This window comes from Duganella violaceipulchra (assembly GCF_019166075.1).
In the GTDB taxonomy this organism is placed as follows: Bacteria; Pseudomonadota; Gammaproteobacteria; order Burkholderiales; family Burkholderiaceae_D; genus Rugamonas; species Rugamonas violaceipulchra.
Genome location: NZ_JAHTGR010000002.1, coordinates 416,780 through 432,103, shown reverse-complemented (window position 1 = coordinate 432,103; position 15,324 = coordinate 416,780). Strand labels below are relative to the sequence as shown.

At 64.0% G+C, this 15,324-nt stretch carries 11 protein-coding genes; 1 reads left to right on the top strand and 10 read right to left on the bottom strand.

The genetic code is table 11. The features are described from left to right. The first annotated feature begins 107 nt into the window (after positions 1 to 107). Positions 108 to 3,215 carry a heparinase II/III domain-containing protein gene (locus KVP70_RS04860; RefSeq protein WP_217940947.1) on the top strand — a complete coding sequence of 1,036 codons (3,108 nt, stop codon included), beginning with the start codon at positions 108 to 110 and terminating at the stop codon, positions 3,213 to 3,215. Positions 3,216 to 3,278: 63 nt separating this feature from the next. On the opposite strand, the gene KVP70_RS04855 is transcribed toward KVP70_RS04860, so the two are convergent. From KVP70_RS04855 to KVP70_RS04810, 10 genes are all read right to left on the bottom strand, one after another. Then, positions 3,279 to 4,394 (bottom strand): ribonucleotide-diphosphate reductase subunit beta, encoded by a 1,116-nt coding sequence (locus KVP70_RS04855; RefSeq protein WP_217940946.1) that lies wholly within the window; start codon positions 4,392 to 4,394, stop codon positions 3,279 to 3,281. Between the two features lie 79 nt (positions 4,395 to 4,473). Further along, complete coding sequence (locus KVP70_RS04850; RefSeq protein WP_217940945.1) at positions 4,474 to 7,428, bottom strand: ribonucleoside-diphosphate reductase subunit alpha; 2,955 nt, start codon at positions 7,426 to 7,428, stop codon at positions 4,474 to 4,476. A gap of 278 nt (positions 7,429 to 7,706) precedes the next feature. Continuing rightward, positions 7,707 to 8,333 carry a 1,6-anhydro-N-acetylmuramyl-L-alanine amidase AmpD gene (gene ampD / locus KVP70_RS04845; RefSeq protein ID WP_217940944.1) on the bottom strand — a complete coding sequence of 209 codons (627 nt, stop codon included), beginning with the start codon at positions 8,331 to 8,333 and terminating at the stop codon, positions 7,707 to 7,709. Further along, positions 8,330 to 9,847, bottom strand: coding sequence for a sigma-54-dependent transcriptional regulator (locus KVP70_RS04840; protein ID WP_217940943.1), 1,518 nt, complete (start codon positions 9,845 to 9,847; stop codon positions 8,330 to 8,332). The genes ampD and KVP70_RS04840 overlap by 4 nt, the downstream gene beginning before the upstream one ends. 12 nt (positions 9,848 to 9,859) lie before the next feature. Further along, positions 9,860 to 11,542 carry a sensor histidine kinase gene (locus KVP70_RS04835; RefSeq protein ID WP_217940942.1) on the bottom strand — a complete coding sequence of 561 codons (1,683 nt, stop codon included), beginning with the start codon at positions 11,540 to 11,542 and terminating at the stop codon, positions 9,860 to 9,862. Positions 11,543 to 11,552: 10 nt separating this feature from the next. Beyond that, positions 11,553 to 11,828 carry a PP0621 family protein gene (locus KVP70_RS04830; protein WP_217940941.1) on the bottom strand — a complete coding sequence of 92 codons (276 nt, stop codon included), beginning with the start codon at positions 11,826 to 11,828 and terminating at the stop codon, positions 11,553 to 11,555. Further along, the gene (locus KVP70_RS04825) at positions 11,825 to 12,643 is read right to left on the bottom strand and encodes a cytochrome C assembly family protein (protein WP_217940940.1); all 819 of its coding nucleotides are present in this window, start codon (positions 12,641 to 12,643) and stop codon (positions 11,825 to 11,827) included. The genes KVP70_RS04830 and KVP70_RS04825 overlap by 4 nt, the downstream gene beginning before the upstream one ends. Positions 12,644 to 12,665: 22 nt before the next feature. Further along, positions 12,666 to 13,466, bottom strand: a complete 801-nt coding sequence (locus KVP70_RS04820) for an ABC transporter ATP-binding protein (RefSeq protein WP_217940939.1) — start codon at positions 13,464 to 13,466, stop codon at positions 12,666 to 12,668. Further along, entirely contained in the window at positions 13,466 to 14,287 is an 822-nt protein-coding gene (locus KVP70_RS04815) for an ABC transporter permease (RefSeq protein ID WP_217940938.1), read from the bottom strand. Before KVP70_RS04815 ends, KVP70_RS04820 begins: the two co-directional genes overlap by 1 nt. Next, a complete protein-coding gene (locus KVP70_RS04810; protein WP_217940937.1) occupies positions 14,288 to 15,265 on the bottom strand; it encodes an ABC transporter substrate-binding protein in 978 nt (325 codons plus the stop codon). Positions 15,266 to 15,324 lie beyond the last annotated feature (59 nt).

The window sequence follows — 15,324 nt, the reverse complement described above, 5'->3', positions numbered from 1 at the left end:
GCAAACGGCTGGCGTGGGGCGGATTGTGGAAGCGGATGATTGATGTTAGTCTGCGCGAGTTATAAAAAAAGCATCTACCCTATTCCACTTCTCCACACGGAGCATCCATGCCATATCACTTGCGGCACTTACGCTGGCTAGGCCTGAGCGCTTGCCTGGCCGCCGCTTACGGCCACGCGCAATTACCGGCGCCGTTGACCACCGGCCATCCACACCTGATGGTCAACCAAGCCAGGTTCGACAGCTTGAAAACCCGGCTGCCGATCGCGCCGGCCAACTTCCCCGCAGCTGGCGGCACCATCGAGTTCGATTGGACGCCGCGCGCGAAGGGACCTTTCGATAACAATAACGATGCCATTTTCGGCATCGTCGGCAGCACCAACAACAGCATCCTTATCCGGCATGAGGATGCCAGCGACGGCAATGGCGACATTGGTCTGCAACTCGGATTGCTGCAGAAGACGATCGGTGCGATCAAAGGCGACTGGGTCGCCAACACCTCCATTAAATTACGCCAGAATACAAAAGTTCACATCGCGCTGAACTGGGACAGCGCAAAGCGCCAAGCCAGCTATGCCATCGACTACGGCACGCCCATAACCATGAAGTGGAAGGGGATGGTCGGCACCCCGGCCGAACACTGGCAGGCCAACGAGCAAATCTTTGAAATCGGCGCGCGCCATGGAGAGCAAGTCGGCAAGTTCAAGGTGCGGGACTTGCAGGGAGCGACCATCTTCGACCATCCGGAAGATGATCTGGGCATGATGGCCATGAGCTGGCGCGACTTCATCGGCAACGTCAACAACTACCGGAACACGCTGGCAGCTTGCGTGCCGACGGCGACACCTGCGACGGAGCCAACTGCGTGCGATGTCGCCAACGGAAATCAGGATACGATCTTCCAGATTGCCGAGCAGCTCGCGCTCGCCTACAAGCTGGGCGGCGACAGGAAGTACCTGGACGCCGCCCGCAAATACGTCGACCTGATCGACATATTGCCCGCCAACGCCGGCGGCGAGTACGCAATGGGCGGCAGGGTGGCGGCGCTAGGCATCATCTACGATTGGCTGTATAACGAATTGGACGACGCCTCATCGAGCGGCATGCCGGTCTATCGCTCGCTGATCCCGACCATTATCAAGAAGACGATCCAGTCCGGCGTCACCCAGACGGACTTGAGCAATTACCTTTGCGATTACAAGACCGACGAGAACGACAAAGTCGTTTTGAATATCCGTCCCGCCAGCGATCCGGTGGTCGACTGCGTCGTCAAGCCGATCTACGACTACCGGAACTGGAACCGCAGCGCGAATCCGCACGTGCCCTCGCTGGCGCCCTACTATATAGGCGGCCACCAGATCAGCGACATCGGCAGCGCAGCCTTCGGCGCGCTCGCCATCGCGGCCGAATATCCGGAAGTGCTGCCGCTGATCGACACCCTGTACGCGCATTTCGACCAGGGCTTCTGGCCGGTGAAGGCGCAAGTGTCCATCGACGGCGGCCACCAGATGGGCTTTGGCTACAGCCTGGAAGGCAACCTGGCCGCGACCCTGCAGTTGTGGCGCAGCGCCTTCGATACCGGCTCGAGTCCCGCGGTGTTCCAGGGCGAGTGGCAAAATAAAATGATCTACCCGTATATTTACGGCCTGCGCAGCAACCTGAGTTATCCGGCGCGGGGCGATAATTTCGATTTGAGCGGCAACCACATCGCGGTCGCCAAGCTGGCCTTGATGGCGGCCAGCCAGGCCGGCGACGGTGTCGCGCAAGCGTTCTACCGGCAGCAGATCCAGGGCAGCCGCGCCAGCCAGACCAGCAATCTGCTGGAACTGCTCTACTTCCCGCAGGCGAACAGCGCGCCGGTGGGCGATATCTCCACGCTGCCGCTGTCGCAGCGCTTCCGCGTGGGCGGGCTGGTGATCGCGCGCGACCGCTGGGACTACGCCAATGCCACCGTGCTCGACTTCAAGGCGTCGAACTTCTCCAGCGACAATCACCAGCACTTCGACCAGAACAGTTTTAGCTTGTACTATAAGGCGCCGCTTCTGCTCGATTCGGGGGCTTACGACAAATACAATACGCCGCACCGTTATAACTACACGATCCGTACCATCGCCCACAACACGATCACCGTCTTCAAGCCGGAGGAACAGTTCACGCGCAACAACATCACACATAGCAACGACGGCGGCCAGTGGTATCCGACCCGGGAAACGATGTACCCGACGCTGGGCGACATTCAGCCCGGCGGCATCAACTACCAGGACGGCATCGTCAACTACGAGTACGACCCACGCTACACCTATGTGCGCGGCAATGCCAGCAAGGCATATTCGAGCGTGAAGCTGGATCAGGCCAACGGCTTCCTGCGCAGCCTGATCTTCCTGCCTTCCAGCCCATTCTGGGGCGCTCCTGTCACGTTGGTGTTCGACACCGTGCGTCCTGCCACGAGCGGGCTGGAAACCACCTTCCTGCTGCACATGACGAACGAACCGGCCGCTGCGGTCGGCGCAACGGACCAGCTCAGCGGCAGGTACCGGCTGGCCTTTGCCGACGGCGCGGCGCGGCAAGTCACAGTCCGCAACCAAGGCGGCATGGCCACCATCGAGACGCTGCTGCCGGAAAATGCGACGGTGCTAAAGGTGGGAGGGACCTCGGCCAGTTGTCCGCAAGTCAAGCAAGTGATGACGGGAGGCGACGGTGGCGTGGCGAACGATTGCCGCTTCACCGTACGCGACATGAGTTCCGGCAGCGCCGTCTGGCGTAACTATGCGCCGCTTGCGGAGGCCGATAAATTCAATATCGCCAAGGCTGACTATGGCGCCTGGCGACTGGAGGTCGGCGGCCCCGCTTCGCAGGCCAATGTACCGCAATACTTCCTGCATGTCATCGGCGTGGCCGACAACGACAATGGCAGCGGCCTGTCCGCCATGCCGTCCGCCCAGCGTCTGGTGGCAGATAGCGACACCGAAGCCGTGCGGCTGGGCACCAGCACCGTGATCCTGTTCAACCGCAACAGCGCGCCGGCGGCCAGCTTGTCCTTCGTGGCCGACCTGAGCCAGCCGTCCATCCTGGCCACCGGCCTGAAGCCGGATGCGGCCTTTGCCCTGCTGACCACCACGGTGGCCGGCGGCACCCGCTTCCAGCTGACGGAAACCAGCGACGGCAGCGCCACGCTGCACAGCAGCGGCGAGGGGGTCGTCACGCTGAACTTCTAAGCGCGCATAAAAAAAACGGACTCCGAGGAGTCCGTTTTTTGATGGCTGGCAGCCATCGGGCGTTTAATCCCAGTTCAGCGCGCCGCCGGTCTGGTATTCGATGACGCGGGTCTCGAAGAAGTTGCGTTCCTTCTTCAGGTCGATCATCTCGCTCATCCATGGGAACGGGTTGTCTTCCTGCTCGAACAACGTCTCCAGGCCGATCTGGGTGGCGCGGCGGTTGGCGATGAAGCGCAGGTAGCCCTTGAACATGGTGGCGTTCAGGCCCAGCACGCCGCGTGGCATGGTGTCTTCGGCGTAGGCGTACTCCAGGTCCACGGCCTGCAGGAACAGCTGCTTGATCTCTTCCTTGAACGCAGGCGTCCACAGCAGCGGGTTTTCCATCTTGATCGTGTTGATCAGATCGATGCCGAAGTTGCAATGCATCGACTCGTCGCGCAGGATGTACTGGTACTGCTCGGCGGCGCCCATCATCTTGTTCTGGCGGCCCAGCGCCAGGATCTGGGTGAAGCCGACGTAGAAGAACAGGCCTTCCATCAGGCAGGCGAACACGATCAGCGACTTCAGCAGCTGCTGGTCGTTGTGCACGGTGCCGGTGGTGAAGGCCGGGTCGGTCAACGTGTTGATGAACGGGATCAGGAACTCGTCCTTGTCGCGGATCGACTTCACTTCGTTGTAGGCGTTGAAGATCTCGCCCTCGTCCAGGCCCAGCGACTCGACGATGTACTGGTAGGCGTGGGTGTGGATCGCCTCTTCGAACGCCTGGCGCAGCAGGTACTGGCGGCACTCGGGGGCGGTGATGTGGCGGTAGGTGCCCAGCACGATGTTGTTGGCGGCCAGCGAGTCGGCGGTGACGAAGAAGCCCAGGTTGCGCTTGACCAGACGACGCTCGTCCTCGGTCAGGCCGTTGGGGTTCTTCCACAGCTCGATATCGCGCTGCATGTTCACTTCCTGCGGCATCCAGTGGTTGGCGCAGCCGGCCAGGTATTTGTCCCACGCCCACTTGTACTTGAACGGCACCAGCTGGTTGACGTCGGTTTTGCCGTTGATGATGCGCTTGTCGTCGGCATTGACGCGACGCGCGACTTGCTCGGCGTTGGCTTCGCCGGTGGCCAGTGCGGCTTGATTGACAGCTTGCGGTGCGGCCGATGCGGCCTCTTCGTCCCAGGACAGCGACATGGTGGTTTCCTTCTGAATTCGGTGTAAAAAGAACCGCCCGGACGGGCCGGGACGGTTCACTCTCTATATTAGTACGTTTTTACTGGCAAGCTTCGCATTCCTCGAAGCCGTCGTCGCCCGGACGCAGGTAGCAGGCCGCGCCGTCGGCTTCGGCTTGCGCCACCGACGATGCCGATGCCGCCGAACCGGCCAGGGCCGCCGTCGCCGGACCGGCCGCCGACATGGCGCTGGCCGACATGCCGCCGTCCACCGCCACCGCGTTCAGCGCGCCGGTCTTGGAGGTCGATTTCTCCGTGTGGGTGGCGGCGATGGTGCGCAGGTAGTAGGTGGTTTTCAGGCCACGCAGCCATGCCAGCTTGTAGGTCTCGTCCAGCTTCTTGCCCGACGCGCCGGCCATGTAGATGTTCAGCGACTGCGCCTGGTCGATCCACTTCTGGCGGCGCGATGCGGCTTCCACCAGCCAGGTCGGCGACACTTCGAACGCGGTTGCATAAATGTCACGCAGGTCTTGCGGGATGCGGTCGATCTTGGCCAGCGAACCGTCGAAGTACTTCAGGTCGGAGATCATCACCTCGTCCCACAGGTCGCGCGCCTTCAGGTCGCGCACCAGGTAGGCGTTGATCTCGGTGAACTCGCCCGACAGGTTGGACTTCACATACAGGTTCTGGAAGGTCGGTTCGATGCAGGCCGACACGCCAATGATATTCGAAATGGTCGCGGTCGGAGCGATCGCCACGCAGTTCGAGTTACGCATGCCGAACTTCTTGATGCGGTCGCGCACCGGGGTCCAGTCCATGGCGGCCGAGGTATCCTGCTCCAGGTAGCCGCCGCGTTCGTCGGCCAGCAGCTTGATCGAATCCTGCGGCAGGATGCCGCGATCCCACAGCGAGCCTTTGTACGACTGATAGTGGCCGCGTTCTTCGGCCAGTTCGGTCGAGGCCAGGTAGGCGTAGTAGCACACCGCTTCCATCGAGGTGTCGGCGAAGGACACGGCTTCGTTCGACGAGAACGGAATGCGCATCATGTGCAGGCAGTCCTGGAAGCCCATCACGCCCAGGCCCACCGGACGGTGACGCATATTAGCGTTGCGCGCTTTGTCGACGGCGTAGTAATTGATGTCGATCACATTGTCGAGCATGCGCATCGCGGTGCGGATGGTCTTCTTCAGCTTGACGTGATCGAGCTTGCCCTCTTTCATATGGGCCGGCATGTTGACCGAACCCAGGTTGCAGACGGCGATTTCGTCAGGACCGGTGTTGAGCGTGATCTCGGTGCACAGGTTGGAGCTGTGGACCATGCCGACGTGCGACTGTGGCGAACGGATGTTGCATGGGTCCTTGAAGGTGATCCATGGGTGGCCGGTTTCGAACAGCATCGACAGCATCTTGCGCCACAGGTCCAGCGCGGCGATCTTCTTGAACACGCGGATTTCGCCGGCGGCGGCCTTGGCTTCGTAGCCCAGGTAGGCTTTTTCGAAGGCCTTGCCGACCAGGTCGTGCAGGTCAGGGGTGTCCGATGGCGAGAACAGGGTCCAGTCGCCTTTTTCCATCACGCGCTTCATGAACATGTCCGGAATCCAGTTGGCGGTGTTCATGTCGTGGGTGCGGCGGCGGTCGTCGCCGGTGTTCTTGCGCAGGTCCAGGAACTCTTCGATGTCCATGTGCCAGGTTTCCAGGTAGGCGCAGACCGCGCCCTTGCGCTTGCCGCCCTGGTTGACCGCGACGGCGGTGTCGTTGACCACTTTCAGGAACGGCACCACGCCTTGCGACTTGCCGTTGGTGCCCTTGATGTGGGCGCCCAGTGCGCGCACCGGGGTCCAGTCGTTACCCAGGCCGCCGGCGAACTTGGCCAGCAGGGCGTTTTCCTTGATGGCGTCGTAGATGCCTTCCAGGTCGTCCGACACGGTGGTCAGGTAGCACGACGACAGCTGCGAACGCAGGGTGCCCGAGTTGAACAAGGTCGGGGTCGACGACATGAAGTCGAAGGTCGACAGCAGGTTGTAGAACTCGATGGCGCGCGCTTCGCGGTCGCTTTCGTTCAGGGCCAGGCCCATGGCGACGCGCATGTAGAACGCCTGCGGCATCTCGATGCGGACTTCGCGCACGTGCAGGAAGTAGCGGTCGTACAGGGTTTGCAGGCCGATGTAGCCGAACTGCAGGTCGCGGTCGGCGACCAGCGCCTTGGCCAGGCGGGCCAGATCGAACTCGGCCAGTTTGACGTCCAGCAGTTCGTTGGCGATGCCCTTGGCGATGTATTGCGGGAAGTAGCTCACGTATTCGGCGGCGGCGGCGCCCTGCGCGACTTCCTTGCCGAAGACTTCCTTGCGGATCGTGTGCAGCAGGATGCGGGCCGTCACTTGCGAGTAGGCCGGGTCTTTTTCCATCAGCGCGCGGGCGGCCAGGATGGCGGACTTGTGCAGCTCTTCGACCGGAACGCCGTCGTACAGGTTCTTCAGCGTCTCGGCCAGGATGGCGTCGGCGTCGACGTGCTTTTCCAGGCCGATGCAGGCGGCGTTGATCAAACCGGTGACGCGGCTCATGTCCAGCAGCTTGCGCTCGCCGTTTTCAACCACGTGGATCTGCGGCGCGTCGATCGCGGCGGAGGCGCCTTGCGCTTCCTTGGCGGCGCGGCGCTCTTCCATATGCTTGGCGCGATACAGCACGTAGGCGCGGGCGACATCGTGTTCGCCGGAGCGCATCAGCGCCAGTTCAACCTGGTCTTGCACGTCTTCGATGTGGAAGGTGCCGCCCGATGGCTGGCGGCGCACCAGCGCGGTGACCACGCTGGCGGTCAGCTGTTCTACCAATTCGCGCACGCGCGCCGAAGCTGCGCCCTGGCCGCCGTTAACGGCCAAAAAGGCCTTGGTCACGGCGATGGCGATTTTCGACGGTTCAAACGCGACGACCGCGCCGTTACGGCGGATGATGCGGTAGTCACCGAGGTCGCTGGCGGCCGTGACCGGGCTGCTGGCGGTGCTCGCAGCGGCTGCTGGTACCAGCGCTGGATTGATGGTGATGTCTTGAGTAGATTGCATTTAAGCTCCCCGATAACAGCGTGCAGTCAGTGCTGCGCGACGTAATGTTGTATGAAAAAAGGCCAAAATGAAGCGACCGGCCAAAACCTGCCTGGCTGGTTAAACTGCAATAAAATGGGTGGTGAACTGGCCTTGTCGGCTTGTAAATAGTTTAAGAACCAGTGTCATGAGAACTACTATATCTAGTGATTGGTGTGAATCGATACACTGATTGTAGTGGTCAGGTCAGGGTAAGACAAGTGGAAATTTTGCCTTAAAGGGCAATTTTTCTGTTGACTTTACGGAAGCCCTTTTGCAAAGCGTAGTCCGGCGCTAGCGCCCACTAACGCGAGCTCTTCCGCTGCCTTTTGATTAAGCAGGGCCTGCCAGCTTTTCCGATAACATTCCCAATCAAACAACGGTCCCGGATCGGTTTTCCGGCCCGGCGCGATGTGTTCATGGCCCTGCACATCGGTCAGCGGATAGCGCGTTTGCAGCGCCAGCGTCAGCGCCGCCAGCGCCTGGTACTGGGCCGGCTCGTAGCCGCTGTCGTCGGTGCCCTCCAGCTCCACGCCGATCGAATAATCGTTGCACTTCTGCCGTCCCCGGAACGACGACAGCCCCGCGTGCCAGGCCCGTTCGTTGGCAGAAACATACTGCACCACGCGGCCGTCACGGCGGATGAAAAAATGGCTCGACACTTTCAACCCCCGCAGGTCGGCGAACGAGGGGTCAGTATTATAGTCCAAGCGGCCGCTGAACAGGTCGGACACGTGCGGACCGCCGAAACGCCCGCCCGGCAGCGAGATGTTGTGGATCACCAGCAGCGTGATGTCGGCCGGGTCGGGACGGCAGTCGGCATGCGGACTGTCGTAGCGCAGCGCCGGCAGCCACCAGCCGTCCGCGCCCAGTGCCGGCGGCGTCACGCCTCCGGCTCCTGGATGTTCAGCTTCTGCATCTGGTAGCGCAGCTGGCGGAAGCTGATGCCCAGCAGCTGGGCGGCCTGGGTGCGGTTGAACTGGGTCTGCGCCAGCGCCCGCAGGATGATGTCGCGCTCGACCTGGTTCAGGTAGTCCGGCAGGCTGCTGGGCAGCGCGTCCAGGTGCGGCAACGGCAGCGTACCAGTGGCGGGCGGCGCCGGCTCGGCCGGCGGCGGCGACGGCAAAGGCGCCACGCCCAGCGCGGCGGCCTCGGTGGCGGCCAGGTTCCAAGTCGACAGCGGCAGCGCCGGCGTCGGCAGCGGCACGCTCGCTTCAACCATGCGCGCGCCCTTCAGCGCCAGGTCGGCCACCTCGATCACGCCGTCGTTGGCGAAGGCCAGCGCCCGCTCCAGGATGTTTTCCAGCTCACGCACATTGCCGGGAAAGGAGTAGCCGCGCAGCGCATCGAGCACACCCTCGCCCAGCCGCACCTGGTGTTCGAAGGTGCCCAGCCGGTCCAGGATGGCGCCGGTCAGCACGGCCAGGTCGTCGAGCCGTTCGCGCAGCGGCGGCAGGCTCAGTTCAATCACGTTCAGGCGGTAGAACAGATCCTGGCGGAAGCTGCCCTGCTCCACGCACTGCGCCAGGTTCTTGTGGGTCGCACTAATAATACGCACGTCGACCGGCTCCTCGGCGGTGGCGCCGATCTTGCGCACGCGCCGCTCCTGGATCGCCCGCAGCAGCTTGACCTGCATCGCCAGCGGCAGGTCGGCCACCTCGTCGAGCATCAGGGTGCCGCCGTTGGCCGCCTGGAAGAAGCCGTCCCGCTCATCGGCCGCGCCGGTGAAGGCGCCCTTGCGGTAGCCGAAGAACTCGGCCTCCATCAGCGCCTCCGGAATGGCGCCGCAGTTGACGGCGATGAAGGGCTTGCCGTTGCGCGAACTCTGGGCGTGGATCTCGCGCGCGGCCAGTTCCTTGCCGCTGCCCGATTCGCCGTTGATGGCGATCGGCGCCATCGAGCGCGCCAGCCGCGCGATCTGCGCGCGCAGCGCCTGGATCACGGCCGATTCGCCCTTCAGCCGGCTGGCCGCCGGTTCGGCGCTGGGCGCTTCGCCCGGCGGCGGCTCGGCGTTCAGCCGCAGCGCCGACTGCACCATCACCCGCAGCTGGTCCAGCGCCACCGGCTTGGAGATGTAGTCGAAGGCGCCGGCCTTGAGCGCGATGACGGCGTTGTCAGCGCTGCCGAAGGCCGTCACCACCGCGATCGGCGTGTTCTTGTAGGCGGCGCTCACTTCGCGCACCAGCTCCAGCCCCAGGCCGTCGGGCAGGCGCATGTCGGTCAGCACCAGCTGGTACTCGCGTTCCGGCGTGGCCAACAGGCCGCGCGCCTGCGCCAGCGTGGCGGCGCTGTCGACGTCCAGGCCCATTTTCAGCAGGGTCAGTTCCAGCAGCTCGCGCAGGTCGGCCTCGTCGTCGACCACCAGCACGCGGGGCGCGCGTTGGGAACCTCTAGCACTCATCGAACAGCCTTTCTACGTCTGCGCCGGATGGGCGAAGGTGATTACAAATCGCCCGCGCGAGCGGGGAGTCCCATCGGGGCTGGCTTTGATATCAAAACGATATTCGTAGTCCAGCCGCGCCTCGTTATTCAAACACAATTCGCGCGCCAGATATAGTCCCAGCCCCGTGCCCTTGCTGGATGTGGTGTAAAACGGCTCAAACAGGTGGGCGCGCACCTCGGGCGAGATGCCGGGGCCGTCGTCCTGCACGTGCAGTTCCATCCTGTGCGCCTTGTCGCTCACCAGCTCCATGCGGATCGAGTCCGGCCCGCCGCTGGCGTAGCGCACCGCGTTGTTGAGCAGGTTGAGCACCACCTCGCGCAGGTGCAGCGCGTCGAAGCGCACCAGCGTGCCGGCCGGCGCCGAGGCGCCGATGATGTCCGGCGTCAGGCCGTGGGTCTCGATGAATTCGGTTTTCAGTTCGGCCAGGAAGACGTCCAGCGCCAGCGGCTCGCTGTGCGGCTGCACCTTGCGCGACAACTGCAGGATGTCCTCGACCATGCGGTTGACCCGCGCCACGTTGTCGCCGACGATCTTCAGCAGCCGCAGGTGGACCGTGCTGTCGAGGTCCTCGCCCAGCAGCGCGGTGGCGTGGCCGATGGCCGACAGCGGATTGCGCACCTCGTGCGCGATGCTGGCGGTGAGCCGCCCCATCGACGCCAGCTTCAGTTGCTGCGCCTGGTTTTCGATGCCGGTCACGTCCTGCAAGAAGATCACGCAGCGCTCGGTGCCCAGGCCGGCCGTGTTGACCGCCGCGAAGCGCACCTTCAGATGCGCGGCCAGGTCGCGGCGCGCGCTCCAGGCGGCCGTCACGTCCTGCAGCGCCGCCTCGGCGTATGGCTTGATGGTGACGTAGGAGGTGCTGCGCGCGGCGTCGGCGCGCCACTCGGCATAGGCTTGCGCCAGCGGCGCCAGCGCGGCGGCGGCCGACAGGTGGAACTTCATCTCGGGGCCGACCATGCCCAGCATCTGCTGCGCCGCCGGATTGCCGGCGAACACCTGGCCGTCGGGATCGACCACCAGGATGCCGTCGCCGACGTTGGCCATCACCAGCCGGTTGACGGCCTGCTGCACGCCGATCTCGACGCCGCGCTGGATCGCCAGTTCCTCCTGGCCGATCAACTTGGCCGCCATGCGGTTGACCACCAACACCGCGGCGAAGAAGGCCGCGCCGAACAGGCCCGCCTGCAGATAGGGCTGGTCGCCCTCCATCATGAACACCCGCCAGGTCGATTCGGCCAGCATGAACAGCGCCACCAGCGCGGCGCAGAACAGCGACAGCATCAACGGCGCCAGGATGGCCGAACCGGCCAGCGGGAACAGATAGAGGATGGCCAGGCCGCTGCGCAAGCCGCCGCCGGCCATGTACAGCAGCGAGATGATGGCCAGGTCGCAGGCGATCTGCGACAGCAGCTGCAACAGGAAGCGGCGCTGCCAGTAGACCGCCGTCAGCGCGAACACGATCGCCAGGCCGAGGTAGATCAGGCAGATCTGCAGGTAGAGATAGGGGCCGGAGGCGCGCAGGCCGTGGTTGTCGAAGCTGAGGTAGACCAGCAGCACCAGCGCGATCACCACCCGGGTCGCGTTGAGCGTCTGCAACGAACGCCAGAAGGTTGCGCGCGATTCGGCCGACAGGGCTTGCAGGCGCGCGATCACGCGCTATGCCTTATGCGGCCGGCAGCGTGGCGTGGGCCGCGCTGCAATAGTCGCGGCCGCGCGCCTGCACGGATTCCGATGCCGGATAGAAGATGCCGCAATGGGCGCACTGCAGCATGGTCTCGGCCTCGGCCACGACCTTTTCACTGGCGCGCGCGCCGCCGCCGGCAGGCTGCTGCGGCTCGCGGAACTGCTGCTGGTGGCGCTTCTGCGCCTCGCGGATCTTGCTGCGGACGGCGAAGATCACCAGGAACACCAAGGCCAACCAAAAGATAATACGGCTCATGCCCAACCCTTATGCAAAACCACTTCAAACACAAAACGACTGCCGACGTAGGCCAGCAACAAGGTGGCGAAACCGGCCAGGGTGAAGCTCAGCGCGGTCTTGCCGCGCCAGCCGCGGAAGCGGCGCCCCGCCAGCAGCGAGGCGAACAGCACCCAAGACATCAGCGTGAACACCGACTTGTGGTCCCACTTGAGGGCCTGGCCGAACAGCTGTTCGGAGAACACGATACCCGATAACACCGTCAGACTGAGCAAAGCGAAGCCGATACCTATCATGCGGAACAACAGTTTTTCCATCGTCAGCAGCGCCGGCAGGCGATCCAGCGCGCCGGACATGAAGCTCTTGCTGTCGGTGCCGGCATGCAGGCGCTTTTCCTGCAAGGCCATCAGCACCGCGTGGAAGGCGGCCACCGTCAGCGTGCTGTAGGCCAGCGTGGCGATGGCGATGTGCCAGCCGAACAGCGGCGACTTGTCCTCCAGCGGGATCACGCTGCCGGGGAAACCCACCTGCAGCGCGGCCGCCAGCGCCGCGTTCGGCATGACCAGGCGGCGCATGCCGTCCAGGCTGAAGTTCTGGTTTTCGATCCAGTACGCGGCCACCGACACCCACAGCGCCGACGACAGCATGGCGGCGAAGCCGATGCGGATCGAGCCGGCGCTGGTGCCGGGGAAACCCGCCACCTCGGACCACAGGCCGGCGCCGTGCAGCAGCCAGGCGGCGGCCGTCAAGCCGGAAATCAGGACGGCGCGGCGCGACGGCAGCACCGCACAGAGGAGGTACAGCGCGATGGCTGCGAAGAGTAAGGAAGTCTGCATGTCCTTCAGTTTACACCATCGCTCAGTCGACGGCTGCCATGCGCAGCTCGTCGTTGTGATGGCGTTGCTGTTCTTCCATCACCAGTTGGCCCAGTTCGCGCTTGAGGGCGTTGAACTCGGCGGAGGCCGGATCGCGCATGCGCGGCAGTTCCACCACCAGGTCGCGCTTGACGGTGCCGGGACGGTAGGTCATCACCACGATGCGGTCGGCCAGGTAGATCGCCTCCTCGATGCTGTGGGTGACGAAGATGATGGTCTTCTTCAGCTCGGCCCAGATGCGCAGCAGCTCGTCCTGCAGGTTGCGGCGCGTCAGCGCGTCGAGCGCGCCGAACGGCTCGTCCATCAGCATGATCGGCGAGTCCAGCGCCAGCACGCGGGCGATGGCGACCCGCTGGCGCATGCCGCCCGACAGGTCCTTCGGGAAGCGGTGCTTGAAGTCGCTCAGCGACAGCATGCCCAGCAGCTGGTCGACCTTGGCCGTGATCTGCGCCTGCGGCAGGCCCTTGATTTCCAGGCCGAAGGCGATGTTCTTTTCCACCGTCATCCACGGGAACAGCGCGTATTCCTGGAACACCATGCCGCGCTCGGGACCGGGCGCCGTCACTTCCTTGCCGTCGGCGATGATGCGGCCGGCGCTGGGCAGCGCGAAGCCGGCGATCGCGTTCAGCAGCGTGGACTTGCCGCAGCCCGACGGCCCCAGCAGGCAGACGAACTGGCCCTGCGGGATTTCCAGCTCGATGTCCTTGAGCGCCACCAGTTGGCGCTGATCGGCGGTCTGGAACACCTTGCTGACCTTCGATACGACGATGTGGGACGGGTTCATCAGTTCTCCAGGCCGCGGTGCCAGCGCAGCAGATGGTTGTTCAGCTGGTTGACGGCGGTGTCGATGATCAGGCCGATCAGGCCGATGGTGATCATGCCGGCCATGATCTTGTCCGACCAGAAGTACTCGCGCGCCTCCAGGATGCGGAAGCCCAGGCCGTTGTTCACGGCGATCATCTCGGACACGATCACCACGATGAAGGCGGTGCCGATGCCGATCCGCACGCCGGACAATATATACGGCACGGCGGCCGGCAGTATCACCCGCAGGAACATGGTGCTGCCGCCGGCGCCGAGGTTGCGCGCCGCGCGCAGGTAGATGCTGTCGACCTGGCGCACGCCGGCGATGGTGTTCATCAGCACCGGGAAGAAGGCGCCCAGCACGATCAGGAAGATGGCCGGCGGATTGCCCAGGCCGAACCACAGGATCGACAGGGGGATGTAGGCGATCGGCGGAATCGGCCGCAGCAGCTGCATCAGCGGGTTGAGCCAGGCGTACACGGTCTGGCTGGCGCCCATCACCAGGCCCAGCGGCAGCGCCAGCGCGGCGCCGATGGCGAAGCCGACCACCACGCGGTACAGGCTGCCGAGGGCGTCGACGATCAGCTCGCCCGACACGGCCCACAGCAGCCAGCTGCCCTGCTCCGGGCTGTACGGCTGGATCGGCAGCAGATAGGCGATCCAGCGTTCCAGCACCGCCAGCGGCGACGGCAGCATCTGCGGATTGACCCAGCCCTTCATCGACACCAGCTGCCAGACGCCGATCGCCAGCGCCGGCACGATCAGGCCGACACCGGCCTCCTTCAGCTTGAACTTGGCCATTTACTTGACGCCCAGGCTTTTCTTGGCGGCGTCCAGCAAATCGGTCTTGACCCATTCCCTGGCGGCCGGCGGCTTGCTCATGCGGCCGACGCCGGTCTTGAACATGACGTCGGTGGTGATCTGGATGTGCTCGGGCGTGATGTCGTAGGAATACGGCGAATTGCCGATGGCGTCGTCGAAGTCGTCCTTGCTGATCTGGCCCTTGAATACCGTCTCGCGCACATACTTCTCGGCCACGGCCGGCTGCTCGATGAAGGTCTTGGTGGCCTCGACGAAGCAGCGCATGAACTTCTCGGCCAGCGGGCGCTTCTCCTTGTAGAACTTCTCGGTCATCACCATGGTGCGGATCGGCTCGCCGATCGGGGTGTCGTAGGGCTTGAGGATCTCGTTGCCGTAGCCCTTGTTGATCGATTGCGAAGACTGCGGCTCGGAGTTCATCATGGCGTCGATGTTCTTGCCCAGCAGCGCCTGGTTCAGGTCGGCGTAGGCCAGGTAGATCAGCTGCACATCCTTGCCCGGCTGGTCGGACGCGGACAGGCCGGCCTGTTGCAGCTCGGCCAGCAGCAGCACTTCCTGGATGCCGCCGCGCGTGACGCCGACCTTCTTGCCCTTGAGGTCCTTGACGCTTTTCAGCTTCAGGTCGGCGCGCCCGACCAGGCGTGCGCCGCCCTTGGCGAAACCGGCGACGACGAAGATGGGCGCGCCGCTGGCGCGGCCGGAAATGGCCGCCTCCGAGGCGGTGGTGCCGACGTCGAGCTCACCGGCGATAATCCCCTGCATCACGTCCAGTCCCTTGGCGAACACCCGTTCCTCGACCTTGATGCCGCACTTGGGGGCGATCTCCTTGATGTAGGAGACGGCGCCGTAGTGGGCGAACTTCAGGTTGCCGAGCCGGACAACCTCCTGCGCCTGCGCGGCGCCGACTGCGGCCAGCAGGGCGGCGATGCTCAAGGTCTTGCCGATAGCGTTCAGATTCATCCATCTCTCCTGTCGTGGTGGTAGCGCTTGGAAATGCAGATCATACCAAGCCGGCGATG

What these genes read in the sequence shown, in the direction of transcription:
- KVP70_RS04860 (WP_217940947.1), top strand. Translation starts at nt 108, where the DNA reads ATGCCATATCACTTGCGGCACTTACGCTGGCTAGGCCTGAGCGCTTGC.
- KVP70_RS04855 (WP_217940946.1), bottom strand. Translation starts at nt 4,394, where the DNA reads ATGTCGCTGTCCTGGGACGAAGAGGCCGCATCGGCCGCACCGCAAGCT.
- KVP70_RS04850 (WP_217940945.1), bottom strand. Translation starts at nt 7,428, where the DNA reads ATGCAATCTACTCAAGACATCACCATCAATCCAGCGCTGGTACCAGCA.
- KVP70_RS04840 (WP_217940943.1), bottom strand. Translation starts at nt 9,847, where the DNA reads ATGAGTGCTAGAGGTTCCCAACGCGCGCCCCGCGTGCTGGTGGTCGAC.
- KVP70_RS04830 (WP_217940941.1), bottom strand. Translation starts at nt 11,828, where the DNA reads ATGAGCCGTATTATCTTTTGGTTGGCCTTGGTGTTCCTGGTGATCTTC.
- KVP70_RS04825 (WP_217940940.1), bottom strand. Translation starts at nt 12,643, where the DNA reads ATGCAGACTTCCTTACTCTTCGCAGCCATCGCGCTGTACCTCCTCTGT.
- KVP70_RS04820 (WP_217940939.1), bottom strand. Translation starts at nt 13,466, where the DNA reads ATGAACCCGTCCCACATCGTCGTATCGAAGGTCAGCAAGGTGTTCCAG.
- KVP70_RS04815 (WP_217940938.1), bottom strand. Translation starts at nt 14,287, where the DNA reads ATGGCCAAGTTCAAGCTGAAGGAGGCCGGTGTCGGCCTGATCGTGCCG.
- KVP70_RS04810 (WP_217940937.1), bottom strand. Translation starts at nt 15,265, where the DNA reads ATGAATCTGAACGCTATCGGCAAGACCTTGAGCATCGCCGCCCTGCTG.